The following is a 25,541-nucleotide window of genomic DNA, read 5'->3' on the forward strand; positions in this document are numbered from 1 at the left end:
TGGACGTCCTGCACGACACCGGGGCGCTCTCGCGGGCGTCGAGGTGCGAGGTCGAACGGATCACGTCGCCCCTCGCCGAGCGGTACCGGTCCCGCACCCTCCCCGACCCGTTCGCCCCACCCGACCGCCCCTGGTGGCACCGCCGCATCCGCGAGCACTGACCCTCGACCCGGAGTTTCAACGCCGCAGGCGGAACCGGCTGGGGCTGGGCCAGAAGGCATGGTGTTCGAGGCCGGAACGTCCGGACATGCGCGTGGTCCAGGAGCCATCGTCCACCGGTTCGTCGTGCGCCGACCGCGGCCCGGGGATGCTCGGCAGGTCGGGGACGGTGGTGGCGGTGGGGCTCACATGGCGGCCGCCGCCGGTGCCGCGCCTGGACCTGCGGAAGGGCCCCTTGCCCTCGCCCTCGGTCAGGCACTTGTTCTCGATGGCGTGCCAGAAGCCGGCTTCAAAGGCCTGCCGGGCGGGATCGTGGACGGTGAGGACGGCGGTGGGCCGCCCAGGAATGAGCAGGCTCGGCAGTTCGGGAAGCGCGGGTTTGCGGGCCATGACCGACGACGCCCATCCAGGGCGTTCCCGCATCACGGCCGCGTAGCCGATGCAGTATCCCTGCCAAGCCGCCGCGGCGTTGCGTTCGACCCAGGCGGGCTCGGGACGTGCGTGGCGGCCACGGGAGCGCCCGGCCCGCCGAGTGGCCGGTGACGCGGGCCGCTTCTCGCCGGTCCATTGCTGCCCGTCCCAGTAGACCTCGAGGCCGGGATCGGCGGCGTCCAGGTGCCAGGCCGCCCGGCCGAGCTCGACCGCCCCGGTCGCGTTTCCCTGCGCCGGGGAAACCGCGCCGATCTGGAGGTTCTCGGCCTTGAGGCGATCGACCCGGCGCCGGAGGTCGGCCACCTGCCCGGCGAGGGCCCATCTCTCCTGCTCCCACTGCCGAGCGCATCGGTCCCACTCGGCCAGTGTCCGGCGATACCTGCCCTCGTCGTCGACTCGGGAGTTCCGCAGTGCGGCGATCACGCGGCGTTGGTGTGCGCTGAGCCGGTCGTACAGCAGGAGCTTGACCTCCAGCTGCTGAATGGTCTCCCCCTGCCGGGCGATCGTCTGCAGCGACCGCACGAGCTCGGCTTCCAGATCTCGGGCGTGCCGATGCAGGCCGACGATCTCCATGGCCCGACGGGTCATGTTGTGGGAGAACCAGGTCGTCTGGATCTTCAGCCACTCGGCCTGGGCGTGGCCCTGCCGTGCGGCGTTCTCGGCCTCCTTGAGCTGCATCTTGGCGGCGGCCAGGTCGGCCTCGAGCTGCCGGAGCGCCGCGCGGAGCTTCTCCGCGGTCCGCCGATTCTCCTCGCCGTGCGCCGCGAACATCCGCACCAGATCCCACAGTCGCGCGATCGTGTCGTCGGCCGCCGCGAGCCTGCTCTTCAAGACACTGACCTGGTCCGCCGACGTCGCCTTCTTGGGCGGCAGTTCATCGCGGGCCGCCCGGTACAGCGCCCACAGCCGCCGATCCTCCTCGTCGTCCAGTTCCCGGACGGCCGCCAGCGGCTCGACGAAGTACACCTCCAGAACGTCCACCTCGGGCACCGCTTCCCCGTTGATGTAGCAGTCGAGGCGACTGTGGCTCTTGACCCCGGCGGCCTTCAGCCACTTCTCCTTGGTCAGCCCCCGTGCCTCCATGAGGTCACGCAGGCATCCGGAGAAAGCCGCGACGTGCGGGTACTCGTCGTTGATCTTCTTCTTCGGGCGTCCCTGAGAACCCACCGATCTCCTTCCCCCGACCCGGGAGAACTTCGCAAACGAGAAAACCCCCCGCGATCCCCCTCTCCCGCTACCGGGAAATTGATCTACGGGAAAGACTCACCGCAGGCGACCGCAAGGAAGTCGTCAGCAGTATGTCGCCCCATAGGCGAACAATCAAAACAACACTCACAGAAGGTTGACCAGCGTAGATACCCACCCAAACGACCGAAGCGGTCGGAATGCTCCCGCATCCGCCGTTCGCCATTTCGGCACGAGGTGCAACAAATGCGCGTCCGGCAACACCGGACCGAACATCCCGTTGATGGGCTGGAAAGAAAGCGAAGCAGTGCTCGAAAAGTGGAGGAACCGGAAGAATCGGCCAACGGCGGTCGACCGCCCGGAGGGCGACGGCCGACGCCGCTCGCAGCGGGCGCGCCGCAAGGCCCGGCGACTGGCGCAGGCGGGCATGTTCGCCGCCGTGCGCGGGATCGCCTACACCCTCGGCTGCGCCGCCGCCGCGTGGCTGATCGTGTGGCTCACCCAGCGCTGAACCGCGAGGGCCTGCGCACACGAGGAACGGGTGAACGCCGTCCCGCTACGCCGACGACACCCTCGACGGCGTCGTCTACTACGGCGTCAAACCCGCCCCGCGGAGACGGTGGAGCTGATCGGCCGGCGGCTCGGGCGCCCGATCACGAATAAAAGAGTGACGCAGGGTGTCAGGTTTTCGGGGAAGCATGGGGACATGCGCGAAACGCAAGAAGAACTCGACGAGCTGCAAGGGCTGCTCGACGCCTCGCTGGCCCGCTCCACCTCGCACCTCCGCTCGATCGTCGCCGAGCGGACGATGTCCGCGGAGCGGCTCACGCGGGTGCTCACCGGGATGTGCACGCTCGCGCTGTCCACCGTGACGGCGAAGGGCGAACCGCGGATCAGCGCCGTGGACGGGCACTTCCTGCACGGCCGATGGCACTTCGGGACGGCGCAGGGCGCCGCGAAGGCCCGCCACCTGCGGGCGCGTCCGGCCGCCAGCGTCGCGCACATGCGCGGCGAGGACCTCGGCGTGTTCACGCACGGCACCGTGGAGATCCTCAACCCGCTCGGCGAGGAGCCCGCGGCGGACTGGCCGTACCTCCTCGCGTACTTCAAGGAGCTGTACGGCGACGACGCCTTCGACTGGGAGCGCGAGGTCGTCTACTACCGGCTGCGGCCGCACTGGATGACCGTCTACGCGCCCGACCCCGACAAGCTCACGGAAGGGTGACCGAACGCCGACCCCGCCCCCCGGGCGCACAACCCGGCCCCCGACCGCGGCCGGCGCTCGGCCGGGGGAGCCGCGGCCCCCCCGCCCCCCCCCCCCCGGGGCGGGCCGGTCGGCCGCTTTCCAGCCCGGCGCCCGCCGGCCCCGGGACAGCGACCAGCAACCGGAGGGTGAGCCAGCCGTGACGCTGCCGGCCCGGGCGCAGGAGCCCGGAACCACCACCACGATCCACACCGACGGCGCCGGCGAGGTCCGCCGCACCGTCCTGCCCGGCGGGCTGCGCGTCATCACCGAGCGGATGCCGACCGTCCGGTCCGCGGCGTTCGGCATCTGGGCGTCCGTCGGGTCCCGCGACGAGGAGCCCGCCGACGCGGGCGCCTCCCACTACCTCGAGCACGTCCTGTTCAAGGGCACCGAGCGCCGGTCCGCGCTGGAGATCTCCGCGGCGATCGACGCGGTCGGCGGCGACCTCAACGCGTTCACCGCCAAGGAGTACACCTGCTACTACGCGCGGGTGCTGGACGCCGACCTGCCGCTCGCCGTCGACGTCGTGTCCGACATGGTCGCCGCGTCGGTGAACCGCCCCGAGGACGTCGAGGCCGAACGCGGCGTGATCCTCGAAGAGATCCACATGCGCGACGACGACCCCGGCGACCTCGTCCACGACGAGTTCGCCACGGCGCTGTTCGGCGACACGCCCCTCGGCCGTCCGATCCTCGGCACCGAGGAGTCGATCAACACGCTGTCGCGGGACCGCATCCACGGCTACTACCGCGACCGGTACGTCCCGCAGAACCTCGTGGTGTCCGTCGCGGGCAACGTCGACCACGACCGCGTGGTCGGGCTCGTCGCCGAGGCGTTCGCCGGGCACCTCACCGGCGACGCCGCCCCCGCCGGGCCCCGGCTCGACGGCCCGGCCGTCACCGCCGACCCGCGCACGGTCGTCCTCGACAAGGACACCGAGCAGGCCCACATCATCCTCGGGGGCCTCGGCGTGTCCCGCACCGACGACCGCCGCTTCGCCCTCGGCGTCCTCAACGCGGCGCTCGGCGGCGGCATGTCGTCCCGCCTGTTCCAGGAGATCCGGGAGAAGCGCGGCCTCGCCTACTCGGTCTACAGCTACACCGCCCAGTACGCCGACTCCGGAATCTTCGGCGTCTACGCGGGCTGCCAGCCGTCCAAGGCCGAGGAGGTCCTGCAGATCTGCCGCGACGAGGTCGCCCGCGCCGGCGACCTCACCGCCGAGGAGCTCGAACGCGGCAAGGGGCAGCTGCGCGGCGCCATGGTCCTCGGCCTCGAGGACACCGGCTCCCGGATGAGCCGCATCGCCAAGAGCGAGCTGGTGTACGAGTCGCTGATGCCCGTCGACGAGGTCCTCGCCCGCGTCGAGGCCGTCACGCTCGACGACGTCCGCGCCGTCGCCGCGGACGTCCTCGACGCGCCGCAGGCCCTCACCGTCATCGGACCCGTGGGGGACGGCTTCGGCAGTTAACCGCCCGGCCCGCCGGGTAAGGGACGCCACGTGAAGATCCTCATCAGAGTGGTGATCGCCGCGGTGGCGCTGTGGGTGGCGTCCGCGGTCGTGGACGGCATCGACCTGAAGGGCGGCGACACCGGCGAGAAGGCGCTCACCCTGCTGGTGGTCGCGGTCATCTTCGGCGTCATCAACGCCGTCCTGAAGCCGATCATCAAGGTCCTGGGCTGCGCCTTCTACATCCTCACCCTCGGCCTGATCGCGCTCGTCGTGAACGCCGCGCTGCTGATGCTGACGAGCTGGGTCGCCGACGAGATCGGCGTGCCCTTCCACGTCGAATGGTTCTGGCCCGCGTTCTGGGGCGCCATCATCGTCGGGCTCGTGAGCTGGGTCCTCAACCTGTTCGTCGACGACGACCGGTAGGCTCGGGCCGACGCCGGACGGGAGGAACACGTGATCAAGGTCGGAGTGCTGGGCGCGCAGGGCCGGATGGGCGCGGAGGTGTGCCGCGCCGTGCAGGGAGCGGACGACATGGAGCTCGTCGCCACCGTCGACGTGGGGGACGCGCTCGACCCGCTCACCGCCGCCGAGGTCGTCGTCGACTTCACCCGCCCCGACGTCGTCATGGACAACCTCCGCTGGTGCGTCGAGCGGGGGCTGCACGCCGTCGTCGGCACCTCCGGCTTCGACCCGTCCCGCGTCGACACCGTGCGCTCCTGGCTGACCGACGCCTCCGCGGGCAACGTCCTCATCGCCCCGAACTTCGGCATCGGCGCCGTCCTGATGATGCACTTCGCGCAGAAGGCCGCCCCGCTGTTCGAGTCCGTCGAGATCATCGAGACGCACCACCCGAACAAGGTCGACGCCCCGAGCGGCACCGCGCACCGCACCGCCGAACTGGTCGCCGCCGCGCGCGCCGAGGCCAAGATCGACCCGTCCCCGGACGCCACCACGTCCGAACTCGACGGGGCCCGCGGCGCCGACGTCGACGGCGTCCGCGTCCACGCGGTCCGCATGTCCGGGGCGATCGCCCACCAGGAGGTCGTCCTCGGCGGCCACGGCGAGCTGTTCACGATCCGGCACGACTCCATGAACCGCGAGTCGTTCATGCCGGGCGTCCTGCTCGCCGTCCGGCGCGTCCCGAACCTCGACCGCCTCACGATCGGCATCGAGTCCCTCCTCGGCCTCTGATGGAGTTCGCGGCCGACCCCTGGGACTACCTCGCGGCCTCCGACGCGATCGACATCGAGCACCCGCTCGTCCAGTCGATCGCGTCGGAACTGCGCACCGGCGACGACATCGCGTACGCGCACGCCGCGTTCGACCACGTCCGCGACCGGGTCGCCCACTCGATGGACGTCGCCGACCCCCGCGTCCCCTGGCGGGCCTCCGACGTCCTCGACCAGGGCGTCGGCCTCTGCTACGCCAAGTCGCACGCCTACGTGGCCCTGCTGCGCGCCGGCGGCGTCCAGGCGGGCCTGTGCTACCAGACCGTCTCCGGCGTCCTGCACGGCCTCACCGCCGCCCTCGTGGACGACCGCTGGGTCCGCCTCGACCCCCGCGGCAACAACGCGACCGTCGACGTCCGCTTCTCGCCGTCCGAGGACCGCCTCGCCTACCCGGACGTCCCCGTGCACCCCACCGTCTACGCCACCCCGCACCCGACCGTCCTGCACGCCCTCCGCTCCATGCGAACCTTGGACCCCAAGGCCCTCCCGACCGCCCTCTGATTACGCACCTCATCGCCCTTGAGGCGCGGCCCCAGCTCCGCGGCGTCGAAGAACTCCGCGGCGGCCGCGGCGAACGCCGTCCGGCTCCCCGTCAGGCAGAGGGTCCGGGCGTGGGTCACCGGACGCAGGTGGTCGCGGAAGTCCCGGCGGTGGCGGTGCTCGGCCCACGTGCGGGCGGCCCGGGACGTCCCCTCCCTGTCGACGCGGACGGTCATCGGGGTGCCGGCGGCTGTGCGGGACGATCGTGATCTTGCGGACGGGGTCGGCGCCGGGCTGCAGCGTGCCGAGGAGGCCGTGCCCGGACTCGTGGTGGGACGTGCGGCGGCGTTCCTCGTACGGCATGACGAGGGCGCGGCGGGCGCCGAGCTGGACGCGTTCGAGCGCGGACCGGAACTCGGGCACGCCCTCGGCGCGCGGCGGCTGGTCGGGCGGTGGGGGCCGGTGCGCGTCGTCGGTGCCCGCGCGCGGTGCGTCGGGTGCGGGTCGCTTCTCTCGCACGTGCGGCGGCTCCCTGTGGCGGCACTCCCTCGGGACCGGTGTTTTCCCTGGTCACCGGCGCCGAAACTGCTACTGCGGCGCGTCGGGGACCGGGAATCCGTGCTTGTGGAACAGCGCGCGCGCCGTCGCGCCGGTGAGCCAGGAGACGAACGCGTTCGCGGCGCGTTCCTGCCCGCCGCCCTCGACGACCGCCGCCGGATAGGACGTGACGACGTTGAGGTTCGCCGGGATCGGGACGCTGCTCGCCGCGACGCCCGCGGACCGCATGTCGGTCAGGTAGACGATGCCCGCGTCGGCCTCCCCGGCGCGGACGCGGTCCAGGACGGCGCGCGCGCTGACCTCCACGGTCGTCCACCGGACGGTCAGGCCCGCGTTGCTCAGCAGCCTGGCCGCGTAGCGGCCCGCGGGGACGGAGTCGGCGCCGGCGGCGGTCCGCAGCCCGGGACGGGCGAGGTCGGCGGGCCCGCGGATGCGCAGCGGGTTGCCGGGGGCGACGGCGATGGTCAGCGAGTTGTGCGCGATGGTCCGGCGGCGGCCGCCGAGGTGCTCGTCGGCGTCGTTCATGCTGGCGGTGTCGGCGGTGACGAGGACGTCGGCGGGGGACAGGTCGGACAGCCGGCCCGCCATCTCCAGGGAGCCGCCGAACACGAGGCTGACGTCGACGTCCGGGACGTCGTGCTCGTAGGCGGCCTCCATCTCGCCGAACACCTCGGTGAGGGAGGACGCGGCGTACACGGTGAGGGTCGTGGTCCCGGAGGCGTCGCCGCAGGCCGCGGTGAGGGCGAGCAGGGCGAGCGGGACGGCCGCGAGGGCGCCGCGCCGACGGGGGGAGTCCGGCATATGGCCTCATCCTAGAGCCGGGGGGCGTTCGCCCGGCTGATTCCGGTCTGGCGTGTCAGTGCGCGGCGCTAGTGTTTCCGCGTAGGCGATGACCTTGACGGAGGCCCGATGTCCCTCGACCTGATGGAACTGCTGCCCGACGACTGGCGGGCGCGGCTCGACCCCCTACTGGACCCGCTCGCCACCGCGGCGCTGGGCGCGTTCGTGGCGGGCGAGTACGAGGAGCAGACGGTCTATCCGCCGCGCGAGGACCTGTTCACCGCGTTCCGGTGCTGCTCGTTCGAGGACGCGCGGGTGCTGATCCTCGGCCAGGACCCCTACCACGGGCCCGGGCAGGCGCACGGTCTGAGCTTCAGCGTGCGCGACGGCGTGCGGCTGCCGCCGTCCCTGCGCAACATCTACAAGGAGCTGGCCGCAGACCTGGAGATCCCGGCCGCGACGTCCGGTGACCTGACCCGCTGGGCCGACCAGGGGGTGCTGCTGCTGAACGCGGTGCTGACGGTCCGGGCGGGCGAGGCCGGGTCGCACGCGGGCAAGGGCTGGGAGGACTTCACCGACGCCGCGATCCGGGCGCTGAACGACAAGTCCGACCGCGTGGTGTTCGTCCTGTGGGGCGCCTACGCCCGCAAGAAGGCGCGGCTGATCACCGGCGCGCACCACACGGTGATCGAGTCGGCGCACCCGAGCCCGCTGAGCGCGAAGAAGTTCTTCGGGACGCGGCCGTTCAGCGCGGTCAACAAGGCCTTGGTGGACGCGGGCCGCAGCGAGATCGACTGGGCGCTGGGCTAGGACGTCCCGCGGTTCACCCGGGCGGGGGAGGCCGGGCGCCGGTCTCCCCTCGGCGAGGGAGGCGCGGCGGGCCCGTCCCGGCGGACGATCGTGGCATGACGGTCACAGCTCATCCGCAGGGACGCACGGCGGCGCCGCAGGCGCCGGGACGGCTCAGGCTCGCCGTGTGCGCCGCGACGATCGCCGCCTGCGTCCCCTACCTGACGATCAAGCTCGCGTGGCTGTCCGGCAGCACCGTGGGCTGGAACGACGCCGAGGCCGCGCGGGACTCCACGCTGTACGTCGGCAACCTCGTGACGATGGCGATGGACGCGGCCGCGGTCGTGATCGCGCTGGCGTTCACGTTCCGCTGGGGGCTGCGGCTGCCGGCGTGGCTGGTGCTGGCCCCCACGTGGATCGCCGCCGGGCTGCTCGCGCCGATCGCGATCGCGGTGCCCCCGGCGGCCGTGGTCATGGCGTTCGACCCGCCCGCGGCGGACCCCGGCGCGCCGGACGCCATGCAGGGCTGGGTGTTCGGGGTCGTCTACACCGGCTTCACGGTGCAGGGCATCGGGCTGATGACGGCCTTCGTGCTGTACGCGCGGGCCCGCTGGGGGGACGTCCTCGCCGCGCGCACACGGGACGTCGCCGTCGGTGCGACGCACGGCCTGCAAGTGCTTCTGGCGCGGACGGCGATGGTGTTCGCGGTCGCGTTCGCGGCGCCGAACCTCTACTGGGCGTTCGGCGGGACGGCGGGGCGCCCGGACGGGCCGACCGGCGACATGAACGTCGCGCAGCACATCCTCTCCGGGGCGGGCGCGGTGCTGGCGGTGGCGGGCGCGGGCGCGCTGCTGCTCGTCCTGCGGCGGGCGGGGCGGCCCCGGCGGTTCGTCCGGCCGCTGGCCGTGGCGTGGGTCGGTTCGGCCGCGACGTTCGCGTGGCCGCTGTACACGCTCGTCATCGTGCTGGTGCAGCCGGGCGAGATGGGGCACGACATGGCGGCGGCGACGAACCTGACCTCGCTCGCGGGGATCTTCGCCGGGCTGCCGGCGGGCCTGGCGGGCGCCGTCCTGCTGGCCGAGCACGCCGCCGCGGGCCGTCCCGGCCGGACGGGCCGCCCGGCGGACCGTCCGGCGGGCTACAGCGCCAGGCCGACCGCGAGCAGCACCCCGTAGGCGATCTGCAGCCGGCCGGTCTCGCCCAGCACCGGAATGAGGGCGGGGCCGGTCGCGCCGTTCATCACCTTCTGCGTCGGCGGGATCGACAGCGGCGCGGCGAGCAGCGCGATCAGCGCCCACGGGTGCGGGGCGGCGAGCGCCAGCACGACCATGAACGGCAGCGCGGTGCAGGCGGCGTACAGGATCCGCGTCCACGGGCCGCCGAGGACGACCGCGAGGGTGCGCTTGCCGGACTCCCGGTCGGTCGGGATGTCGCGCAAATTGTTGGCGACCAGCAGGCCGCAGGCGAGCAGCCCGACCGGCACCGCCGCGACCCACGCCTCCCACGGCAGCGCCTCGACCTGGACGTACACCGTCCCGACGACGGCGACGAGGCCGAAGAACACGAACACCGACACCTCGCCGAGCGCCCGGTACCCGTAGGGCGTCTTGCCGCCGGTGTAGAACCAGGCCGCCAGGATCGCGACGGCGCCGACCAGCAGCAGCCACCAGGTCGTCACGGCGGCGAGCACCAGCCCCGCCACGGCCGCGAGCAGGAAGCAGCCGAGCGCCGCGGCCAGGACCTGCTTCGGCGGCGCGGCCTTGGAGCCGACCAGCCGCATCGGGCCGACCCGGTCCTCGTCGGTGCCGCGGACGCCGTCGCTGTAGTCGTTGGAGTAGTTCACGCCGATCTGGAGCACGAGCGCGACGACCGCCGCGAGGAGCGCGCGCCACCAGACGGCCTGACCCTCGCCGACCGCGACGCCGGTGCCGACGACGACGGGGACGAGGGAGGCGGGCAGGGTGCGGGGCCGCGAACCGGCGACCCATTGGGAGAGCGTGGCCACAGTTACCGCTTGTTCTCGTCGACGACAGGGGGACTCAGGGGTTCGATTCTTCCCGATGCCGGTCGCGGCCGGGACGCAGCCGCAGCGACAGGGCCAGCCCGAGGGCCAGGATCCCCGCGGTGACCAGCGCACCGTTGCGGGTGGCGGTGGCGAGGCTCGCGTCGGCGGCGCGCGCGGCGGCGTCCATGCCGGACGTCTCGTGCAGCTCGCGCGCGTACGTCCCGGCGCTCTCCCGGAGGTCGGCGACGATCGCGTCGCGCGCGGCCGCGGGCGTCCCGGACGCCGCCAGCTCGTCGTCCATCGCGTGCCCGAGGCTCGTCGCGAACACGGTGCCGATCACGGCGATGCCGAGCGCGGCGCCGACCTGCCGGGCGGTGGACTGGGTGCCGGACGCCTGCCCGGACCGCGCCGCCGGGACGTCCGCGAGCGACACGTTCGTGAGCTGCGCCGAGGTGAGCCCGAGGCCCAGCCCGTACAGCAGCATCCAGGGCGCGAGCCCGAACCCGCCGGTGGTCGCGGAGATGGTGAGCGCGAGGCCGAGGACGGCGGCGACCTCCATCGCCATGCCGATCTGCACGACCCGGTGCGGGCCCCGCTTGTTGGCGAGCCGTCCCGCGTACCCGCCGGTGAGGAACGCGCCGACGGCCAGCGGCAGGATCGCGACGCTGATCTGCAGCGGGTTCGTGCCGTGCACGCCCAGCAGGAACAGCGGCAGGACGAACAGGAGCCCGAGCTCGCCCACGTTGATGAGCGACGACGCGAGGTTGCCGTGCCGGAAGTTCGGGATGCGGAACAGGTCGAGGTCGAGCATGACCGGGCGCCCGGCGGCGGCGCGAGAGCGTTCCAGGACGACGAGCGCCGCCAGCAGCACGATGCCGAGCCCGAGGACGACCGGGACCGGGGACAGGCCGGTCTGCGGCCAGTCGAACCCGGCCATCGAGAACGGCCGGGTGATGCTCCACCAGCCGTAGGTCTGGCCCTCGATCAGCCCGCAGACGAGCGCGCCGAGCGCGAGCGCGGACAGCACCCCGCCCGCCCAGTCGATCTCCCGCAGCGCGCTTCCGCGGCGCGGCGCGGCGGGGCGCAGCCGGGTCTCCGGCATGAGCAGCAGCGCGCCCGCGATGAGCGCGACGCCGAGCGGCAGGTTGATCCCGAACGCCCAGCGCCAGCCGCCGCCGGCCGCGATCGCGCCGCCGAGCAGCGGCCCGAGCGCCGCCATCCCGCTGATCAGCGAGCCCCAGATGCCGAACGCGACCGCGCGGTCCCGGCCGGTGAACACCGCGTTCACCGTGGACAGCGTCGCGGGCATGATCATGGACGCGCCGACGCCCTGCAGGGCGCGCGCGCCGATCAGCGCGGACCCGTCCTGCGCGAGGGCCGCGCCGACGCTCGCGACCGCGAACACGCCGACGCCGATCACGAACATCCGGCGGCGCCCGAACAGGTCGCCGGCGCGTCCGAACGGGATCAGCAGCGCCGCGAACACCAGCGAGTACACGGACGTGACCCAGGCGGCGTCCGTCGTGGTCAGCCCGAGCCCCCCGACGATGTTCGGGAGCAGCACGCCGACGATCGTGGCGTCCACGACGATCAGCGAGACGCCGAGGCTCATCACCACCATGCCGAGCCATCGGCGGTGGTCGGCGGGCCGCTCCGGGGAGCCGGTGACCGGCTCGGCGACCTGCGCGGAGGCGTGCGGCGGCGTCATGGAGGTGGACTTGGGCACGACCTCCAAGATATGGCCGCGGCGCCGATGGCCGTCACCGACCCCTCCGGAACGGCCGATCGGCCTCAGGCGTCGTCGGCGTCGCCCGTGATGTCGGTGATGTCGGTGTGCAGCCGGATCTGCCGGACCGGCTCGCCCATGTCGAGCGCCCGGGCCGTCCCGTCCGGCGCCCAGCCCGCCGACTCCAGGAACGCCCGGGTCACGCCGTCGTCCTCGAACACCCAGGTGACCAGCGTCGTGACGCCGTCCTCGCGCAGCGTGTCGACGGTGGCGGCGAGCAGCCGGCTGCCGTGCCCGGCGCGGCCGTGCAGGGGGTCGACGAGCAGCGTGATCAGTTCGGCGGTCGTGCCGGGGTCGTGGTCGGCCTCCTCGGCGGGGCCGTGCGCGGCGAACCCGACGACCAGGTCGGCGGCGACCGCGACGAGGAGCCGGTGCCGCGGCGACGGCGGCGCCGTCACGGCGTCCGCCCACCGTTCCCGCCAGGCGTCCCGGGCCTCCGGGGAGGTCACCTGCGCGAGGGCCGCGGCGGGCAGCAGGTCCCGGTAGGCCTGCCGCCAGGTCCGGACCTGGACGTCGGCGACGGCGGCGGCGTCGGCGCGGCGGGCGGGCCGCACGCCGACATCGGGCCCGTTGGCAGCCATGGCGCGCTGTGTCCTCTCCTCGGGAAGATCCAAGCCCACCCTAGAGCGGCCCGAGCGCGCGCGGCGCCGGATGCGGGGCGCTCAGCCCCCGGCGGGCCGGTCGCCCGCCGTGGCGCGGCGGCGGGCGCGGTAGGCGCGGGTCTTGGTCCGGTTGCCGCAGGTGCTCATGTCGCACCAGGCCCGCGAGCGGTTCTTGGAGGTGTCGAGGAACGCCCAGAGGCACGTGTCCTCGTGGCAGACCTTGAGGCGCGGCCAGGTTCCGTCGGCGGACGCGCCGGCGATCGCCGCGGCGATCCGCGCGAGCCCGGCGGCGGCCGTGCCGGGGTCGGCGGCGGGACGCAGCGCGGGGTGCGGGCCCGCGGCCAGCGTGACCCGCAGGGGCAGCGCGCCGAGCGCGTCCTCCAGTTCGGCGGGGAGTTCGGGGGCGCCGGTCGCGGCCGCGCGGCGGTGGTTGCCGAGCATGGCCGCGCGCAGCCCCTCGCGCAGGTCGAGGGCGGTGCGCAGGTCGCCGTCCGACGCCGCGGCGCCCGCCGGGACGAGCCCGCGCTCGGCGAGCCAGCCGGCGAGGTCGCCGGGCCGCGCGAGGCCCTCGGTGCCCGCGTCGATGTTGAGCGTGTTGACGAAGTCCCGCAGCAGCAGTGCGGGGCCCGCGTGCGCGTCGGCCATCACCCCTCCCGCCGTTCATTGAACACCCTATCCGACGCGACACCATCTATCCCGGATAGGAGGTTGCGTTCTTGTCGACACCGGCGTTACGGTTTAGGTGGTGTCAACGGATGGAGGACGCGATGAAGGCGCTGATCGACCTGGCGGGCCTGGCCGCGCGTCGCGAGTGGGCGCGGCGGGAACACGCACGGTTGCAGGCGGACATCGTCGAGGCCCGGGTCGCCGCGCGCGCCGCCGCCGGAGGCCCGGCCGCGCGGGTCCGGCGCTGGCTGACGGACGGCGTGTCCGGACGGCTCGGCGCGGCGGGGCGCCCCGCGGCGCCCGGCACGGCCCGCGCGCCGCGCTCGTCCCGTCCGTCCGGCGCACGCCGCGGCGCCCGGCTGCCGCAGGGCGGCCGCGCGCTCGTTCCGTGTCGTATGAACGGCAGTCGTATGAACGGCAGTCGTATGAACCATGGCCGTATGAACGGCGACCGCACGAACGCAGGAGGAGCCCGATGACCGAGAACCCGACCGGAGACGCGACCCCGAAGGTGGGCAACCTCGTCTTCGACTGCACGGACCTGGACGCCATGGCGGCGTTCTGGGGCGGCCTGCTCGGGATGAAGGAGACCTCCCGCGACGAGGACTGGCTCGACCTCGAACCGCTCGAGGGGCACGGCCCGGTGCTGTCGTTCCAGCTCGTCCCCGAACGCAAGACGATCAAGAACCGGATCCACCTCGACCTGGAGGTGCCCGACATCCGGACGGCGGGGGAGCGGGCGCGCAGGCTCGGCGCGTCCCCGGCGGGCGAGCCGATGGGGAACCCCGAGTCGCCCTTCCGGGTCTGGTACGACCCGGAGGGCAACGAGTTCTGCTTCGTGACCGCCCCGTAGCGGAATCGCCGCCCGGCCCCTCGCGCCGAGGGGCCCGGCACCGTCCCGCCGCGCTCGCCCACCGGTGCGTTCAGTCCTTGACGATCTGGGCGAGCAGCGTGACGACGCCCACCCCGACGCCGATGGGGATGGCCGCCTGGGGGGCGGCGGCGCAGATGCCCGCGGCGACCAGGGCGATCAGGATGATCAGCAGCGCCCGGGTGGTGATCAGCGGGCCGGGGGCGGCGGGGCCGGGCCGCTCCGGCGCGGGCAGGTCCGCCCGCGGCCGTTCGTCGACGGTGGCCCGCCTGTCGGATCTCGCTCGCATATCGGCTCGACCTCCATCCACCGCGTCGGGTGTGGTCACCGCATGATTCCCAGGTTGTGAACCGTTCTCGCGTCCGAGCCGGATCGCGGGCCGAACCGTGATCGATTCATGGACCGGAGCCGCCCCGGCCATGGGAATCGCTCGTTCCACGGGCGCGCGGATGCCCGACCTGCCTGGATCGTCCGAGATCATTGCGGGATGACAGGGACCGTAGGGAAAGGCCGGGGGCGGCGCGTGCTGCGCGGGGCGGGCTGGGCGGTGGCCTTCGTGCTCGGCCTGATCCTCCTCGTGCCGGTCGCGGCGTGGGCCTGGTGGCAGCCCGAGCCGGAGGCGCGGGGGACCGGCACCAACGCGCTGTGGGCGCGGCACCAGTGGGTGGGCGAGCCGCACACGGACGCCGAGTACCGCGCGTTCGCGGACCTGCTGAAGGCCAACCGCATCACGGACGTGTACTTCCACGCGGGCCCGTTCGAGGCGGACGGCACGGTCCCGCCCGGCAAGTACCGGCACGCGGGCGCGCTGACGGCGGCGATGGAGAAGTACGCCCCGGACGTGCGGACCCAGGCGTACCTCGGGCAGATCCGCGTCGTCGAGGGCGAGGGGATCATCGAGATCGACGACCCGGACGTCCGCGCCGAGATCCTGCGCACCGACGAGATCTTCCTCGACCTCGGGTTCGACGGCATCCACTACGACCTCGAACCGATCTACCCCGACGACCGGGCGTTCCTCGACCTGCTCGACGCGACCCGCGCGCTCACCCGGGAGCGGGGCGCGCTGCTCTCGGTCGCGCTGGAGCAACCGACCCTGGCCGACGCCGCCCAGCCGGTGTACGACGCCCTGCTCCCGCGGCAGGGCGGCGCCCTCCGCCACCCGGCCCGGCCCACCGAGGACTTCCTGCGCGCCGTCGCCGGCAAGGTCGACCAGCTCGCGATCATGACCTACGACGTGGCGCTGCCGACCAGGTCGCTCGCGGGCTGGCACTTCGCGCGGCACACCCGCGCCACGCTCGAGCTCATCGGCGACCGGACGACCGTGTTCATCGGCGTCCCCACCTACCGGCCGCCCGTCATGCCGTGGGCCGAGGACCTCGAGGTCGCGCTGCGGGGCGTCCGGCGCGGCGTCGATCAGCTCGACCGGGCGCCGAAACGTCCGTACGGCGTCGCGATCTACGCCGCGTGGACCACGAGCGCGGACGAATGGGCGCTGTATCGCGCGAGTTGGGTGCCGCCGGAGACAGAGAAGGTTGGCCGCTGAGAAACCCCTCCCGCGACGTTCCGAAACCCCGGTTTCCCCAGGTAGAAAGGGGCGGGTACGCGCGCTCCGCCGGGGTACGCCCCGGTGCGGCGCGACCGGTCCGAGCGGCGGGCCGGACGGCGGACGGCACGAGGAAGTGGGGACGAGGCCGATGGGCATCCAGCAGACCGCGCGGCACGACGGCGACCGCCTCAGCGAGCTGTCGGCGGAGTTCACCGGGTGGCGGATCGGGCGGGGCGGATCCGGGCACTGGTGGGCCGTCCGGGGCAACGATCTCGTCCGCACCCCGGACGTCGAGGAGCTGCGCGTCCGCCTGCAGGAGTTCACGTCCGCCCGTTCCGCGGCCGACGCCTGACGGACGCGCCGCGGACGCCGTCCGGCCCGGCTCCGGCGCGGCCGACGCGGGGTCCGGCACGGCTCCGGCCGTGGGCGCTGCCCTGGGCCGATGTCGGCTATGGGCGCGTTATGTAACCGAGTCCGGAGAGTGGCCGGACCGACCCCGTTACGAGGCATTTGCGTGCCACGATGGCGATGGAGCCACTGCCACGCGTACCCCCGAGCGTGTGGCAGTGGCTTCTCCGTGCCTCGCGCGCACGCCACGCGTGCGCGCCTCGCGGAGGGGTCCGTCCCAACGCTCGCCACAAAGGTGCAATCCGGGAGGCTTCGCCCTGACGCCGACCTGCGGGTCCAAGGTGAACGGCCGGAGCGGTACCGTTCGTACCATGGCACCCAGCACATCCACCGACGCTCCGTTCGGACGGATGCTGACCGCGATGGTCACCCCGTTCCTGCCGGACGGCGGCGTCGACTACGACGGCGCCGCGCGCCTCGCGACCCACCTGGTCGACGAGCGGCGCCACGACGGCCTGGTCGTCAACGGGACGACCGGCGAGTCGCCGACGACGAGCGACGACGAGAAGCAGAAACTGCTGCGCGCGGTCATCGAGGCGGTCGGCGACCGCGCGGTGATCATCGGCGGCGCTGGGACGAACCACACCGAGCACACCCTGCAACTCGCGCGGCAGGCCGAGGCCGCCGGCGCGCACGGGCTCCTGGTGGTCACGCCTTACTACAACAAGCCCCCGCAGGAGGGTCTCATCCGCCACTTCACGGCGGTCGCCGACGCGACGGGCCTGCCGTGCATGCTCTACGACATCCCCGGGCGCGCCGGGGTGCCGATCCAGAACGACACGCTCGTGCAGCTCGCCGAGCACCCGCGGATCATCGCCGTCAAGGACGCCAAGGGCGACCTGTTCGGCGCGTCCCGGGTGATGGCCGAGACCGACCTGGTCTGGTACTCCGGCGACGACATCCTCAACCTGCCGTGGCTGTCGGTCGGCGCCGCCGGATTCGTCAGCGTGGTCGGCCACGTCGTGGGTACCGAACTGCGTGAGATGATCGACGCCCATCTCGCCGGCGAGCACGCGCGGGCACTGGAGATCCACCGGCGGCTGCTGCCCGTCGTCGCCGCCATCATGACCCGTACGCAGGGCGCCATCGCCGTCAAGGCGGCGCTGAACCTGCTCGGCCTCCCCGGAGGCGGCCCGCTCCGCGCTCCGCTCGTGGAGGCCGCGCCGGAGTTCGTGGCGCAACTGCAGGAAGACCTTGCAAACGGAGGAGTCAAAGTGTCCGAGGTCGCCATTCCGGAGGTCGCCCGGTGAGTCATCCTCACCCGGAGCTCTCGGAACCGCCCGCGCCGCCCGAGCACGGCCTGCGCATCGTCGCGCTGGGGGGCCTCGGGGAGATCGGCCGCAACATGACGGTCTTCGAGTACGGCGGGCGCCTGCTCGTCGTCGACTGCGGCGTGCTGTTCCCCGAGACCGAGCAGCCGGGGATCGACCTGATCCTGCCCGACTTCGAGTACATCCGGGACCGCCTGGACGACATCGAGGCGATCGTGCTGACGCACGGTCACGAAGACCACATCGGCGCCGTCCCGTACCTGCTGCGCGAACGCCGCGACATCCCCGTGATCGGGTCGCGGCTGACGATGGCGCTGCTGGAGGCCAAGCTCGCCGAGCACCGCATCAAACCGGTCGTCGACGTCGTCGCGGAGAGCGAGCGGCGCACGCTGGGACCGTTCGAATGCGAGTTCCTGGCGGTCAACCATTCGATTCCGGACGCCCTCGCCGTCGCCGTGCGCACGCCCGCCGGGCTCGTCCTGCACACCGGCGACTTCAAGATGGACCAGCTCCCGCTGGACGGCCGGCTCACCGACCTGCCCGGGTTCGCGCGGCTCGGCGCCGAGGGCGTCGACCTGCTGCTGTCGGACTCCACCAACGCCGAGGTCCCCGGGTTCGTCACCAGCGAGCGCAACATCGGCCCCGTCGTCGACGAGGTGTTCCGCACCGCCGAGGGCCGGCTGATCGTCGCGTGCTTCGCCTCGCACGTCCACCGCGTCCAGCAGGTCCTCGACGCCGCCGTCGCCAACGGCCGCCGGGTGTGCTTCGTCGGACGGTCGATGGTGCGGAACATGGGCGTCGCGCGGGAGCTCGGCTACCTGGAGGTCCCCGAGGGGATCATGGTCGAGCAGAAGCAGCTCGACGACATCCCGCCCGACAACCTGGTGCTGGTGTGCACCGGTTCGCAGGGCGAGCCGATGTCGGCGCTGTCGCGGATGGCGAACCGCGACCACCAGATCCGCATCACCGACCGCGACACCGTGGTGCTGGCGTCGTCCCTCATCCCCGGCAACGAGAACGCCGTCAACCGCGTGATCAACGGCCTCACCCGCTGGGGGGCGCGCGTCGTCCACAAGGGCAACGCGCTGGTGCACGTGTCCGGGCACGCCCCGGCCGGCGAGCTGCTGTACGTCCTGAACGTGACGAAGCCGGGCAACTTCATGCCGATCCACGGCGAGTGGCGGCACCTGCGCGCGCACGCGAAGCTCGCGATGCTCACCGGCGTCCCCGAGGACAACGTCGTCATCGCCGAGGACGGCGTCGTCGTCGACCTCGTCGACGGCCACGCGAAGATCGTCGGCGCCGTCCCGGCCGGGTACGTGTACGTGGACGGGCTGTCGGTCGGCGAGGTCACCGAGACGTCCCTGAAGGACCGCCGGATCCTCGGCGAGGAGGGGTTCGTCTCCATCGTCGTCGGCATCGACTCCACCTCCGGCAAGGTGGTGGCCGGGCCCGAGATCCACGCGCGCGGCGCCGGGATCGTCAACGAGGACTTCGAGGACGTCCTCGAACGGCTCGAGGAGGTGCTCGCCGACGCGGCCGGCGACGGGGTCAACGACATGCACCAGATCAACCAGCTCGTCCGCCGCACCGTCGGCAAGTGGGTGAGCGACAAGTACCGCCGCCGCCCGATGATCATTCCGGTGGTCGTCGAGGTGTAGCCCGCGCGGGCGTGTCGCGGACCTCACCCGGTCCCGCGACACGCCCGGCCGCCGTCCCGGGACGTCCGCGGATGCTTGGTTACTCTCGTAACCATGGCCACACGTGCGTCCGGAGGCGCGAAGAGCTCCTCCCGCGCCGGGGGCAGCGCGGCTCGTCGACCCGCTGGGTCGTCCCCCCGGAAGCGACCGAGCGGCAACAGCGGGAACGGCAGGAGCGGAGGCAAGGCGGCACCGAAGGGCAAAGCGGCACCGAAGGGCAAGGGCGGCGCCGGGCGGGGCGGCCGGCCCCCGAAGCCCGATCCGATCCCGATGGCGTTCCTCGGGTTCTTCAAGCTGCTGTTCAAGCTCTGGCAGCTGGCGGCCGTCACCGTCGGCTCGGTGTTCCGCGCGTACGGGCACGGCGCCCGCAACCTCGACCCCGAGCACCGCCGCGACGGGCTCGGGCTCGCGCTGCTCGGCTCCGCGATCGTGGTCGCCTCGGTGACCTGGTTCCGGCCGGACGGCGTCGTCACCGACGCGCTCGAGCAGGTGATCCGCGGCGGGCTCGGCATCATCGCGATGGGCCTGCCCGTCCTGCTGGGCCTGCTCGCGTGGCGGACGCTGCGCCACCCCGAGCAGCACGAGGACACCGGGCGCATCGTCATCGGCATCACCGCGCTCGGCGCCGGCGTCCTCGGCATCCTGCACCTGGCGGGCGGCGTCCCGTCCCCGGCCGACGACATGGCGGGCGTCCGGGAGGCGGGCGGCGTGCTCGGCTGGCTCGTGTCGGCGCCGCTGGACGCCGCGCTCAGCGGCTGGGTCGCCGTCCCGCTGCTGCTGCTCCTGTCCGGGTTCGGGCTGCTCGTCGTCACCGCCACCCCGATCAACAAGGTCCCCGAGCGCCTCGCCGACCTGTGGTCGGTGGCCACCCTGCAGGGACGCCCGGAACCCGCGCCCGCCGGCGACACCGAGGACGCGGGGGAGGAGGCCGCGCCCGCGCCGCGGCGGCGCCGCAAGGGCCGCAAGAGCGCGGACGGCGACGACGCGGAGAACGCGGAACCGGAGGTCGGCGAGCACTCCCGCCCCTACGACACGCCGCTGCTGGAGGACGGCTCCGTGCCCGGGGCGTCCGGGAAGGGCGCCGCGCGGCGCCGCGACCTCGCCGACGACCTGTTCGACCCGGACCCGTTCGGCGCCGACGTCCCGCCGCCCGCACCGCCCGGCGACGACGCCCCGCCCCCGTTCGACCCCGCCGACGATCTCCCGGTCGCCCCGGAACCGGACGTCCCCGGCGGCGAGGCGCCCGGGCATGATGCGCCCGAGCACGACGGGGTCGAGCGCGAGGTGCCCGACCCGACCCCGGCGCCGCGCGGCTCCGAGCAGCTTCCGCTGTCGTCGTCCGGCGAGATCTACGTCCTGCCGGACCCGTCGGCGCTGCGGCCCGGCAGCGCCACCAAGCCGCGCACCAAGGCCAACGACGCCGTCGTGAACGCGCTCACCGGGGTGCTGGAACAATTCGACATCGACGCGCAGGTCACCGGGTTCACCCGCGGCCCGACGATCACCCGGTACGAGATCGAGCTGGGTCCGGCGGTGAAGGTCGAGAAGGTCACCGCGCTGACGAAGAACATCGCGTACGCGGTCAAGAGCGCCGACGTGCGGATCATCTCCCCGATCCCCGGCAAGTCGGCGATCGGGGTGGAGATCCCCAACACCGACAAGGACATCGTCAGCCTCGGCGACGTGCTGCGCGCCCCCGCCGCGACGAACGAGCACCACCCGATGGTCGTCGGGCTGGGCAAGGACGTCGAGGGGCGCACGGTCGTGGCGAACCTGGCGAAGATGCCGCACATCCTCATCGCGGGCGCGACCGGCGCCGGTAAGTCGACCTGCATCAACGGGCTCATCACCTCGATCCTGATGCGGGCGACGCCGGACGAGGTCCGCATGATCCTCGTCGACCCCAAGCGGGTCGAGCTGACGATGTACCAGGGCATCCCGCACCTGATCACGCCGATCATCACGAACCCGAAGAAGGCCGCCGAGGCCCTCGAATGGGTCGTGGGGGAGATGGACCGCCGCTACGACGACCTCGCCGCGTCCGGGTACCGGCACATCGACGACTTCAACAAGGCCGTGAAGGCGGGCAAGATGGTGCCGCCGCCCGGCAGCGAGCGCGTCTACACCCCGTACCCGTACATGCTGGTGATCGTCGACGAGCTGGCCGACCTGATGATGGTCGCGCCCCGCGACGTCGAGGACTCGGTCGTCCGCATCACCCAGCTCGCCCGCGCCGCCGGGATCCACCTCGTGCTGGCGACGCAGCGCCCGTCCGTCGACGTCGTCACGGGCCTGATCAAGGCGAACGTCCCGTCCCGGCTGGCGTTCGCGACGTCGTCGCTGTCGGACAGCCGCGTCATCCTCGACCAGCCCGGCGCGGAGAAGCTGGTCGGGCAGGGCGACGCGCTGTTCCTGCCGATGGGCGCCAGCAAGCCCATGCGGATCCAGAACGCCTACGTCTCCGAGAAGGAGATCACCACCGTCGTCGGCCACTGCAAGGGCCAGATGGAGGCGTCCTACCGCGACGACGTCGGCGACGCCGCCAAGCCGAAGAAGGAGATCGACGAGGAGATCGGCGACGACATGGACCTGCTGGTCCAGGCGATCGAGCTGGTCGTGTCGACGCAGTTCGGCTCCACGTCGATGCTGCAGCGCAAGCTGCGCGTCGGGTTCGCGAAGGCGGGCCGCCTGATGGACCTCATGGAAAGCCGCGACATCGTCGGACCGAGCGAAGGGTCGAAAGCGCGCGACGTCCTCACGAAACCGGACGATCTGCCCGGAGTGCTCGCGGAGATCCGGGGCGGCGGCTGATCAGCACGGACACGCGGTACGGCGGCGGGCGGCGGACGATCATGACGGAATGATGCGAAATCTTGCCCACTTTCGAACGCGTTGCGAGTCGCAGGGCGGGCATGCCCCTTCCTAGACTGGACCCACGAATGTGGGATCGGTCATAGTCGCCCCCGAAGGAGGCTCGGCGTGAGCATCGGAGAGACCCTGGCGGATGAGCGACAGCGAGCCGGTCTCTCGGTGACTCAGGTGAGTCTCCAGACGCGGATCCGGGAAACCGTGATCCGCGGGATGGAGGCCGACGACTTCGCGCCCTGCGGCGGCAACTTCTACGCGCGCGGCCACATCCGCAGCGTCTCCCGGGTCATCGGCATCGACCCGGAGCCGCTCGTCGCCGAGTTCGACGCGATCCACGGCGGCGCGCCCCAGCCCGTCTCGGCGATCTCCGCGTTCGAGCCCGAGCAGCCCGTGCGGGAGTTCCGGGAGCGTCGTCCGCCGAACTGGAGCGCCGCGATGGCGCTCGCGCTCGCCCTCGTGGTGGTGTACGCGGTCGTCCAGGTCGTGGGGCAGGACGGCGGCGAGCGGCGCACCGCCAAGCCGGTCGCCGGGACGCCCGTCGCGTCCCCGTCCGGATCGCCGACGACCGGGCCGACCAAGAAGAGCGACCCGGTCGCCGCCGCGCCCCGCACGGAGGTGGACGTCCGCGCCACCGCGAACCGCACCGTGTGGCTGAGCGTCCGCGACGACGAGGGCGAGGCGCTGTTCACCGGCATCATGCGCAAGGGCGACCAGAAGCGGTGGACCGCCGACAAGAAGATCGACCTGGTGATCGGCGTCGGCGGCGGCGTCGACCTGACCGTGAACGGCAAGGAGCTGGGCGCGCCCGGCCAGGGCGGCGGAGTGCAGCGGCTCAGTTTCGACCGGGACGATCCCGAAGCCGCCTGAACCGGGCATGTCGGGCGGGGTGCCGGTCCCCGCGGGCGGCCGGCGCCCATTACCTTAGGGGCATGTCCACTCGCCGCAAGGTTTCGCTGATCACGCTCGGTTGCGCTCGGAACGAGGTCGACTCCGAGGAGCTCGCCGCCCGCATCGAGGACGCCGGATGGGACCTGGCGGACGGGGCGGACGGCGCCGACGTCGTGGTCGTCAACACCTGCGGCTTCATCGAGGCGGCCAAGAAGGACTCCATCGACACGCTGCTGGCCGCGCACGAGTCCGGCGCGAAGGTCGTCGCCGCCGGGTGCATGGCCGAGCGGTACGGCAGGGAGCTCGCGGAGGCGCTGCCCGAGGCGGACGCCGTCATCGGCTTCGACGACTACGCCGGCATCGGCGAGCGGCTCGACGACGTCATGGCCGGGCGGGCGCACACCGCGCACACCCCGCGCGACCGCCGCACCCTGCTGCCGATCACCCCGGTGGAGCGCGGCTCGTCCGCGTCCGGCGTCGCGATCCCCGGGCACGGCGGCGCCCCCGGGGACGGACCGGACGACCTGCCGGCGGGCGTCGCGCCCGCGTCCGGCCCCCGGGTGCTGCGGCGCCGCCTCGGCGGCGGCCCGGTCGCCCCGCTGAAGCTGGCGTCCGGCTGCGACCGCCGCTGCACGTTCTGCGCGATCCCCGCGTTCCGCGGCGCGTACGTGTCCCGGCCGCCGGAGGAGGTGCTGGAGGAGGCCCGGTGGCTCGCCGCGCACGGCGCCCGCGAGCTCGTCCTCGTCAGCGAGAACTCCACGTCCTACGGCAAGGACCTCGGCGACCTGCGCGCCCTGGAGAAGCTGCTGCCGGACCTGGCGGCGGTGGACGGCGTCGAGCGGGTCCGCGTCAGCTACCTGCAGCCCGCCGAGACCCGCCCCGGGCTCGTCGAGGCGATCTGCGCCACGCCCGGCGTCGCGCCGTACTTCGACATGTCGTTCCAGCACGCGAGCGGCCCGGTGCTGCGCGCGATGCGCCGGTTCGGCGACCGGGAGCGCTTCCTCGAACTGCTCGACCAGATCCGCGCGCACGCCCCCGAGGCGGGCGTCCGCTCCAACTTCATCGTCGGCTTCCCCGGCGAGACCGAGGACGACTTCGAGGAGCTCGCCGAGTTCCTGTCGGCCGCGCGGCTGGACGCGGTCGGCGTGTTCGGCTACTCCGACGAGGAGGGCACCGAGGCCGCGAAGCTGGGCGGCAAGGTCGACCCCGACGAGGTCGCGCGGCGCGTCGAGGAGCTGACCGGGCTGGCGGACGAGCTGACCGCGCAGCGTGCCGAGGACCGGATCGGCACCGACGTGCAGGTGCTCCTGGAGGAGAAGGCGGAGGACGGCGGTTTCGAGGGACGCGCGGCCCACCAGGCTCCCGAGGTGGACGGCACGGTCCTCGTGCGCGGTGCGGGCCTCGCGCTCGGCGAGATCGTCACGGCCCGCGTCGTCGGCAGCGACGGCGTGGACCTGATCGCCGACGCGGGGGCGCCGTGACGGCCGGGACGCCCGACCCGGTGGCCGGCGACCGGGAGACGCCCCCCGCCAGCGTCTACAACATCGCGAACCTGCTGACGATGCTCCGGATCGCGCTCGTGCCGCTGTTCGTGTGGCTGCTGTTCCTGGAGGGCACCGGCTGGCGCCTCGCCGCGTTCGCCGTGTTCGCGGCCGCGTCCATCACCGACAAGATCGACGGTGACATCGCGCGCGCCCGCGGCCTGGTCACCGACTTCGGCAAGATCGCCGACCCGATCGCCGACAAGGCGCTGACCGGTGCCGCCCTGATCAGCCTGTCGATCCTCGGCGAGCTGTGGTGGTGGGTGACCATCGCGATCATGGTCCGCGAGGTCGGCATCACGCTGCTGCGGCTCGTCGTCATCCGGTACGGGGTCATCCCGGCCAGCAAGGGCGGCAAGCTGAAGACGATGCTGCAGGTCATCGCCATCGGCCTGTTCATCCTGCCGGGTCCGCTCGACCCGATCCGCTGGGCGACGATGGCCGCCGCGCTGGTCGTCACGCTCGTCACCGGCGCCGACTACATCGCCCAGGCGTGGCGCCTGCGGCACTCGCGCGGGGAGAGCGCATGACGGCGGACGGGTTCACCTACCCGGAGGTCGGGGCGACGCGGGACGGTCTCCGGCCGGAGGGCTACCGGTACCTGCGGGAACGGACGCGCGTGGGCGAGGGCCCGGACGCGCTGCGGGCCGCGGTGGACGCGGTCGTCGGTCTCCGGATGCACCGCGCGCTGCCCGTCCGGCTGATCGCGTCCGGGCCGCGGGCCGAGCCGGGCGTGGACGTGGAGGTCACCGTCGGCGTGGGGCCGCTGCGGCTGCGGGCGCCCTGCCGGGTGGTGTGGGCCCGCCTGGACGAGCGCGGCGGCGGCTTCGGGTACGGGACGCTGCCCGGGCACGCGATGTCGGGCGAGGAGTCGTTCGCCGTGGACATGGACGACGCCGGTGCCGTGTGGCTGACCGTCACCTCGTTCAGCCGTCCGGCGACGGCGGCGGGGCGGCTGGCGGGCCCGTTCGGGCCGCTCTTCCAGCGGCTCTACGCGCGGGGGTGCGGCATCGTCCTGCGCCGGCTCGTGCGGCGCGGGCGCGCCCGGGGCTGAACGGAGCGGGCCGCGGGACCACGC

Annotated in this window: 27 protein-coding genes; 19 read left to right on the forward strand and 8 right to left on the reverse strand. The window is 73.1% G+C overall.

All coding sequences use genetic code 11. The features are described 5' to 3' along the window. Positions 1-177: 177 nt before the first annotated feature. Positions 178-1,758 (reverse strand): DUF2510 domain-containing protein, encoded by a 1,581-nt coding sequence (locus tag AB0L25_RS06755; protein ID WP_500169370.1) that lies wholly within the window; start codon positions 1,756-1,758, stop codon positions 178-180. A gap of 301 nt (positions 1,759-2,059) precedes the next feature. Between AB0L25_RS06755 and AB0L25_RS06760 the strand changes: the two genes are divergently transcribed. The 6 genes from AB0L25_RS06760 (at position 2,060) to AB0L25_RS06785 (ending at position 6,202) form a co-directional block, all read left to right on the forward strand. Further along, positions 2,060-2,287 carry a hypothetical protein gene (locus AB0L25_RS06760; protein WP_500169372.1) on the forward strand — a complete coding sequence of 76 codons (228 nt, stop codon included), beginning with the start codon at positions 2,060-2,062 and terminating at the stop codon, positions 2,285-2,287. 195 nt (positions 2,288-2,482) lie between these two features. Further along, positions 2,483-3,001: a pyridoxamine 5'-phosphate oxidase family protein gene (locus AB0L25_RS06765; RefSeq protein WP_500169374.1), complete on the forward strand. Its 519-nt coding sequence runs from the start codon at positions 2,483-2,485 to the stop codon at positions 2,999-3,001. Positions 3,002-3,179: 178 nt separating this feature from the next. Beyond that, positions 3,180-4,490, forward strand: a complete 1,311-nt coding sequence (locus AB0L25_RS06770; RefSeq protein ID WP_500169376.1) for a M16 family metallopeptidase — start codon at positions 3,180-3,182, stop codon at positions 4,488-4,490. Positions 4,491-4,520: 30 nt separating this feature from the next. Then, positions 4,521-4,895, forward strand: coding sequence for a phage holin family protein (locus AB0L25_RS06775; protein ID WP_500169377.1), 375 nt, complete (start codon positions 4,521-4,523; stop codon positions 4,893-4,895). A gap of 30 nt (positions 4,896-4,925) precedes the next feature. Next, the gene (dapB, locus tag AB0L25_RS06780; protein WP_500169379.1) at positions 4,926-5,663 is read left to right on the forward strand and encodes a 4-hydroxy-tetrahydrodipicolinate reductase; all 738 of its coding nucleotides are present in this window, start codon (positions 4,926-4,928) and stop codon (positions 5,661-5,663) included. Further along, positions 5,663-6,202, forward strand: a complete 540-nt coding sequence (locus AB0L25_RS06785; RefSeq protein WP_500169381.1) for a transglutaminase-like domain-containing protein — start codon at positions 5,663-5,665, stop codon at positions 6,200-6,202. Before dapB ends, AB0L25_RS06785 begins: the two co-directional genes overlap by 1 nt. A 9-nt stretch (positions 6,203-6,211) precedes the next feature. Here AB0L25_RS06785 and AB0L25_RS06790 read toward each other — a convergent pair whose 3' ends face one another. After that, a complete protein-coding gene (locus AB0L25_RS06790; protein ID WP_500169591.1) occupies positions 6,212-6,544 on the reverse strand; it encodes a hypothetical protein in 333 nt (110 codons plus the stop codon). Between the two features lie 225 nt (positions 6,545-6,769). Continuing rightward, entirely contained in the window at positions 6,770-7,540 is a 771-nt protein-coding gene (gene modA / locus AB0L25_RS06795; RefSeq protein WP_500169383.1) for a molybdate ABC transporter substrate-binding protein, read from the reverse strand. 108 nt (positions 7,541-7,648) lie between these two features. Between modA and AB0L25_RS06800 the strand changes: the two genes are divergently transcribed. Both AB0L25_RS06800 and AB0L25_RS06805 read left to right on the forward strand, forming a co-directional pair. Further along, on the forward strand, positions 7,649-8,329 hold the full coding sequence (locus AB0L25_RS06800) for a uracil-DNA glycosylase (RefSeq protein ID WP_500169384.1): 681 nt from the start codon (positions 7,649-7,651) through the stop codon (positions 8,327-8,329). Between the two features lie 95 nt (positions 8,330-8,424). Continuing rightward, positions 8,425-9,483, forward strand: coding sequence for a hypothetical protein (locus AB0L25_RS06805; protein ID WP_500169386.1), 1,059 nt, complete (start codon positions 8,425-8,427; stop codon positions 9,481-9,483). Here AB0L25_RS06805 and AB0L25_RS06810 read toward each other — a convergent pair. The 4 genes from AB0L25_RS06810 to AB0L25_RS06825 all read right to left on the reverse strand — a co-directional run bounded on the left by AB0L25_RS06810 (position 9,447) and on the right by AB0L25_RS06825 (position 13,346). Beyond that, positions 9,447-10,313 (reverse strand): 1,4-dihydroxy-2-naphthoate polyprenyltransferase, encoded by an 867-nt coding sequence (locus AB0L25_RS06810; RefSeq protein WP_500169388.1) that lies wholly within the window; start codon positions 10,311-10,313, stop codon positions 9,447-9,449. The genes AB0L25_RS06805 and AB0L25_RS06810 overlap by 37 nt on opposite strands. Positions 10,314-10,347: 34 nt before the next feature. Next, the gene (locus AB0L25_RS06815; protein WP_500169389.1) at positions 10,348-12,039 is read right to left on the reverse strand and encodes an MFS transporter; all 1,692 of its coding nucleotides are present in this window, start codon (positions 12,037-12,039) and stop codon (positions 10,348-10,350) included. Positions 12,040-12,104: 65 nt separating this feature from the next. Further along, positions 12,105-12,680: a GNAT family N-acetyltransferase gene (locus tag AB0L25_RS06820; RefSeq protein ID WP_500169391.1), complete on the reverse strand. Its 576-nt coding sequence runs from the start codon at positions 12,678-12,680 to the stop codon at positions 12,105-12,107. Between the two features lie 81 nt (positions 12,681-12,761). Then, positions 12,762-13,346 (reverse strand): CGNR zinc finger domain-containing protein, encoded by a 585-nt coding sequence (locus AB0L25_RS06825; protein ID WP_500169393.1) that lies wholly within the window; start codon positions 13,344-13,346, stop codon positions 12,762-12,764. 110 nt (positions 13,347-13,456) lie between these two features. On the opposite strand from AB0L25_RS06825, the gene AB0L25_RS06830 reads away from it, so the two are divergent. Both AB0L25_RS06830 and AB0L25_RS06835 read left to right on the forward strand, forming a co-directional pair. Continuing rightward, positions 13,457-13,846, forward strand: a complete 390-nt coding sequence (locus AB0L25_RS06830; protein WP_500169395.1) for a hypothetical protein — start codon at positions 13,457-13,459, stop codon at positions 13,844-13,846. Then, positions 13,843-14,220, forward strand: a complete 378-nt coding sequence (locus AB0L25_RS06835; protein ID WP_500169396.1) for a VOC family protein — start codon at positions 13,843-13,845, stop codon at positions 14,218-14,220. The genes AB0L25_RS06830 and AB0L25_RS06835 overlap by 4 nt, the downstream gene beginning before the upstream one ends. A gap of 70 nt (positions 14,221-14,290) precedes the next feature. On the opposite strand, the gene AB0L25_RS06840 is transcribed toward AB0L25_RS06835, so the two are convergent. Further along, complete coding sequence (locus AB0L25_RS06840; RefSeq protein WP_500169398.1) at positions 14,291-14,527, reverse strand: hypothetical protein; 237 nt, start codon at positions 14,525-14,527, stop codon at positions 14,291-14,293. Between the two features lie 198 nt (positions 14,528-14,725). Between AB0L25_RS06840 and AB0L25_RS06845 the strand changes: the two genes are divergently transcribed. The 9 genes from AB0L25_RS06845 to AB0L25_RS06885 all read left to right on the forward strand — a co-directional run bounded on the left by AB0L25_RS06845 (position 14,726) and on the right by AB0L25_RS06885 (position 25,517). Then, on the forward strand, positions 14,726-15,784 hold the full coding sequence (locus AB0L25_RS06845) for a hypothetical protein (protein WP_500169400.1): 1,059 nt from the start codon (positions 14,726-14,728) through the stop codon (positions 15,782-15,784). 151 nt (positions 15,785-15,935) lie between these two features. Then, on the forward strand, positions 15,936-16,139 hold the full coding sequence (locus AB0L25_RS06850) for a hypothetical protein (RefSeq protein ID WP_500169402.1): 204 nt from the start codon (positions 15,936-15,938) through the stop codon (positions 16,137-16,139). A 367-nt stretch (positions 16,140-16,506) separates the two neighbouring features. Further along, complete coding sequence (gene dapA / locus AB0L25_RS06855; protein ID WP_500169404.1) at positions 16,507-17,445, forward strand: 4-hydroxy-tetrahydrodipicolinate synthase; 939 nt, start codon at positions 16,507-16,509, stop codon at positions 17,443-17,445. Beyond that, positions 17,442-19,127 (forward strand): ribonuclease J, encoded by a 1,686-nt coding sequence (locus AB0L25_RS06860; protein ID WP_500169406.1) that lies wholly within the window; start codon positions 17,442-17,444, stop codon positions 19,125-19,127. Before dapA ends, AB0L25_RS06860 begins: the two co-directional genes overlap by 4 nt. 93 nt (positions 19,128-19,220) lie before the next feature. Continuing rightward, complete coding sequence (locus AB0L25_RS06865; protein WP_500169407.1) at positions 19,221-21,977, forward strand: FtsK/SpoIIIE family DNA translocase; 2,757 nt, start codon at positions 19,221-19,223, stop codon at positions 21,975-21,977. 168 nt (positions 21,978-22,145) lie between these two features. Continuing rightward, positions 22,146-22,901 (forward strand): helix-turn-helix domain-containing protein, encoded by a 756-nt coding sequence (locus tag AB0L25_RS06870; protein WP_500169409.1) that lies wholly within the window; start codon positions 22,146-22,148, stop codon positions 22,899-22,901. A gap of 62 nt (positions 22,902-22,963) precedes the next feature. Beyond that, positions 22,964-24,403 carry a 30S ribosomal protein S12 methylthiotransferase RimO gene (gene rimO / locus AB0L25_RS06875; protein ID WP_500169411.1) on the forward strand — a complete coding sequence of 480 codons (1,440 nt, stop codon included), beginning with the start codon at positions 22,964-22,966 and terminating at the stop codon, positions 24,401-24,403. Further along, the gene (locus AB0L25_RS06880) at positions 24,400-24,993 is read left to right on the forward strand and encodes a CDP-alcohol phosphatidyltransferase family protein (protein ID WP_500169413.1); all 594 of its coding nucleotides are present in this window, start codon (positions 24,400-24,402) and stop codon (positions 24,991-24,993) included. Before rimO ends, AB0L25_RS06880 begins: the two co-directional genes overlap by 4 nt. Continuing rightward, entirely contained in the window at positions 24,990-25,517 is a 528-nt protein-coding gene (locus AB0L25_RS06885; RefSeq protein WP_500169415.1) for a DUF1990 domain-containing protein, read from the forward strand. The genes AB0L25_RS06880 and AB0L25_RS06885 overlap by 4 nt, the downstream gene beginning before the upstream one ends. Positions 25,518-25,541 lie beyond the last annotated feature (24 nt).

This window comes from Spirillospora sp. NPDC052242 (assembly GCF_040679555.1).
Lineage (GTDB): Bacteria > Actinomycetota > Actinomycetes > Streptosporangiales > Streptosporangiaceae > Spirillospora.

Coding starts and splice junctions, on each gene's coding strand:
- AB0L25_RS06760 (WP_500169372.1), top strand. CDS start 2,060: ATGGGCTGGAAAGAAAGCGAAGCAGTGCTCGAAAAGTGGAGGAACCGG.
- AB0L25_RS06765 (WP_500169374.1), top strand. CDS start 2,483: ATGCGCGAAACGCAAGAAGAACTCGACGAGCTGCAAGGGCTGCTCGAC.
- AB0L25_RS06785 (WP_500169381.1), top strand. CDS start 5,663: ATGGAGTTCGCGGCCGACCCCTGGGACTACCTCGCGGCCTCCGACGCG.
- AB0L25_RS06790 (WP_500169591.1), bottom strand. CDS start 6,544: ATGCCGTACGAGGAACGCCGCCGCACGTCCCACCACGAGTCCGGGCAC.
- modA (WP_500169383.1), bottom strand. CDS start 7,540: ATGCCGGACTCCCCCCGTCGGCGCGGCGCCCTCGCGGCCGTCCCGCTC.
- AB0L25_RS06800 (WP_500169384.1), top strand. CDS start 7,649: ATGTCCCTCGACCTGATGGAACTGCTGCCCGACGACTGGCGGGCGCGG.
- AB0L25_RS06805 (WP_500169386.1), top strand. CDS start 8,425: ATGACGGTCACAGCTCATCCGCAGGGACGCACGGCGGCGCCGCAGGCG.
- AB0L25_RS06820 (WP_500169391.1), bottom strand. CDS start 12,680: ATGGCTGCCAACGGGCCCGATGTCGGCGTGCGGCCCGCCCGCCGCGCC.
- AB0L25_RS06825 (WP_500169393.1), bottom strand. CDS start 13,346: ATGGCCGACGCGCACGCGGGCCCCGCACTGCTGCTGCGGGACTTCGTC.
- AB0L25_RS06830 (WP_500169395.1), top strand. CDS start 13,457: ATGGAGGACGCGATGAAGGCGCTGATCGACCTGGCGGGCCTGGCCGCG.
- AB0L25_RS06835 (WP_500169396.1), top strand. CDS start 13,843: ATGACCGAGAACCCGACCGGAGACGCGACCCCGAAGGTGGGCAACCTC.
- AB0L25_RS06840 (WP_500169398.1), bottom strand. CDS start 14,527: ATGCGAGCGAGATCCGACAGGCGGGCCACCGTCGACGAACGGCCGCGG.
- AB0L25_RS06845 (WP_500169400.1), top strand. CDS start 14,726: ATGACAGGGACCGTAGGGAAAGGCCGGGGGCGGCGCGTGCTGCGCGGG.
- AB0L25_RS06850 (WP_500169402.1), top strand. CDS start 15,936: ATGGGCATCCAGCAGACCGCGCGGCACGACGGCGACCGCCTCAGCGAG.
- dapA (WP_500169404.1), top strand. CDS start 16,507: ATGGCACCCAGCACATCCACCGACGCTCCGTTCGGACGGATGCTGACC.
- AB0L25_RS06865 (WP_500169407.1), top strand. CDS start 19,221: ATGGCCACACGTGCGTCCGGAGGCGCGAAGAGCTCCTCCCGCGCCGGG.
- rimO (WP_500169411.1), top strand. CDS start 22,964: ATGTCCACTCGCCGCAAGGTTTCGCTGATCACGCTCGGTTGCGCTCGG.
- AB0L25_RS06885 (WP_500169415.1), top strand. CDS start 24,990: ATGACGGCGGACGGGTTCACCTACCCGGAGGTCGGGGCGACGCGGGAC.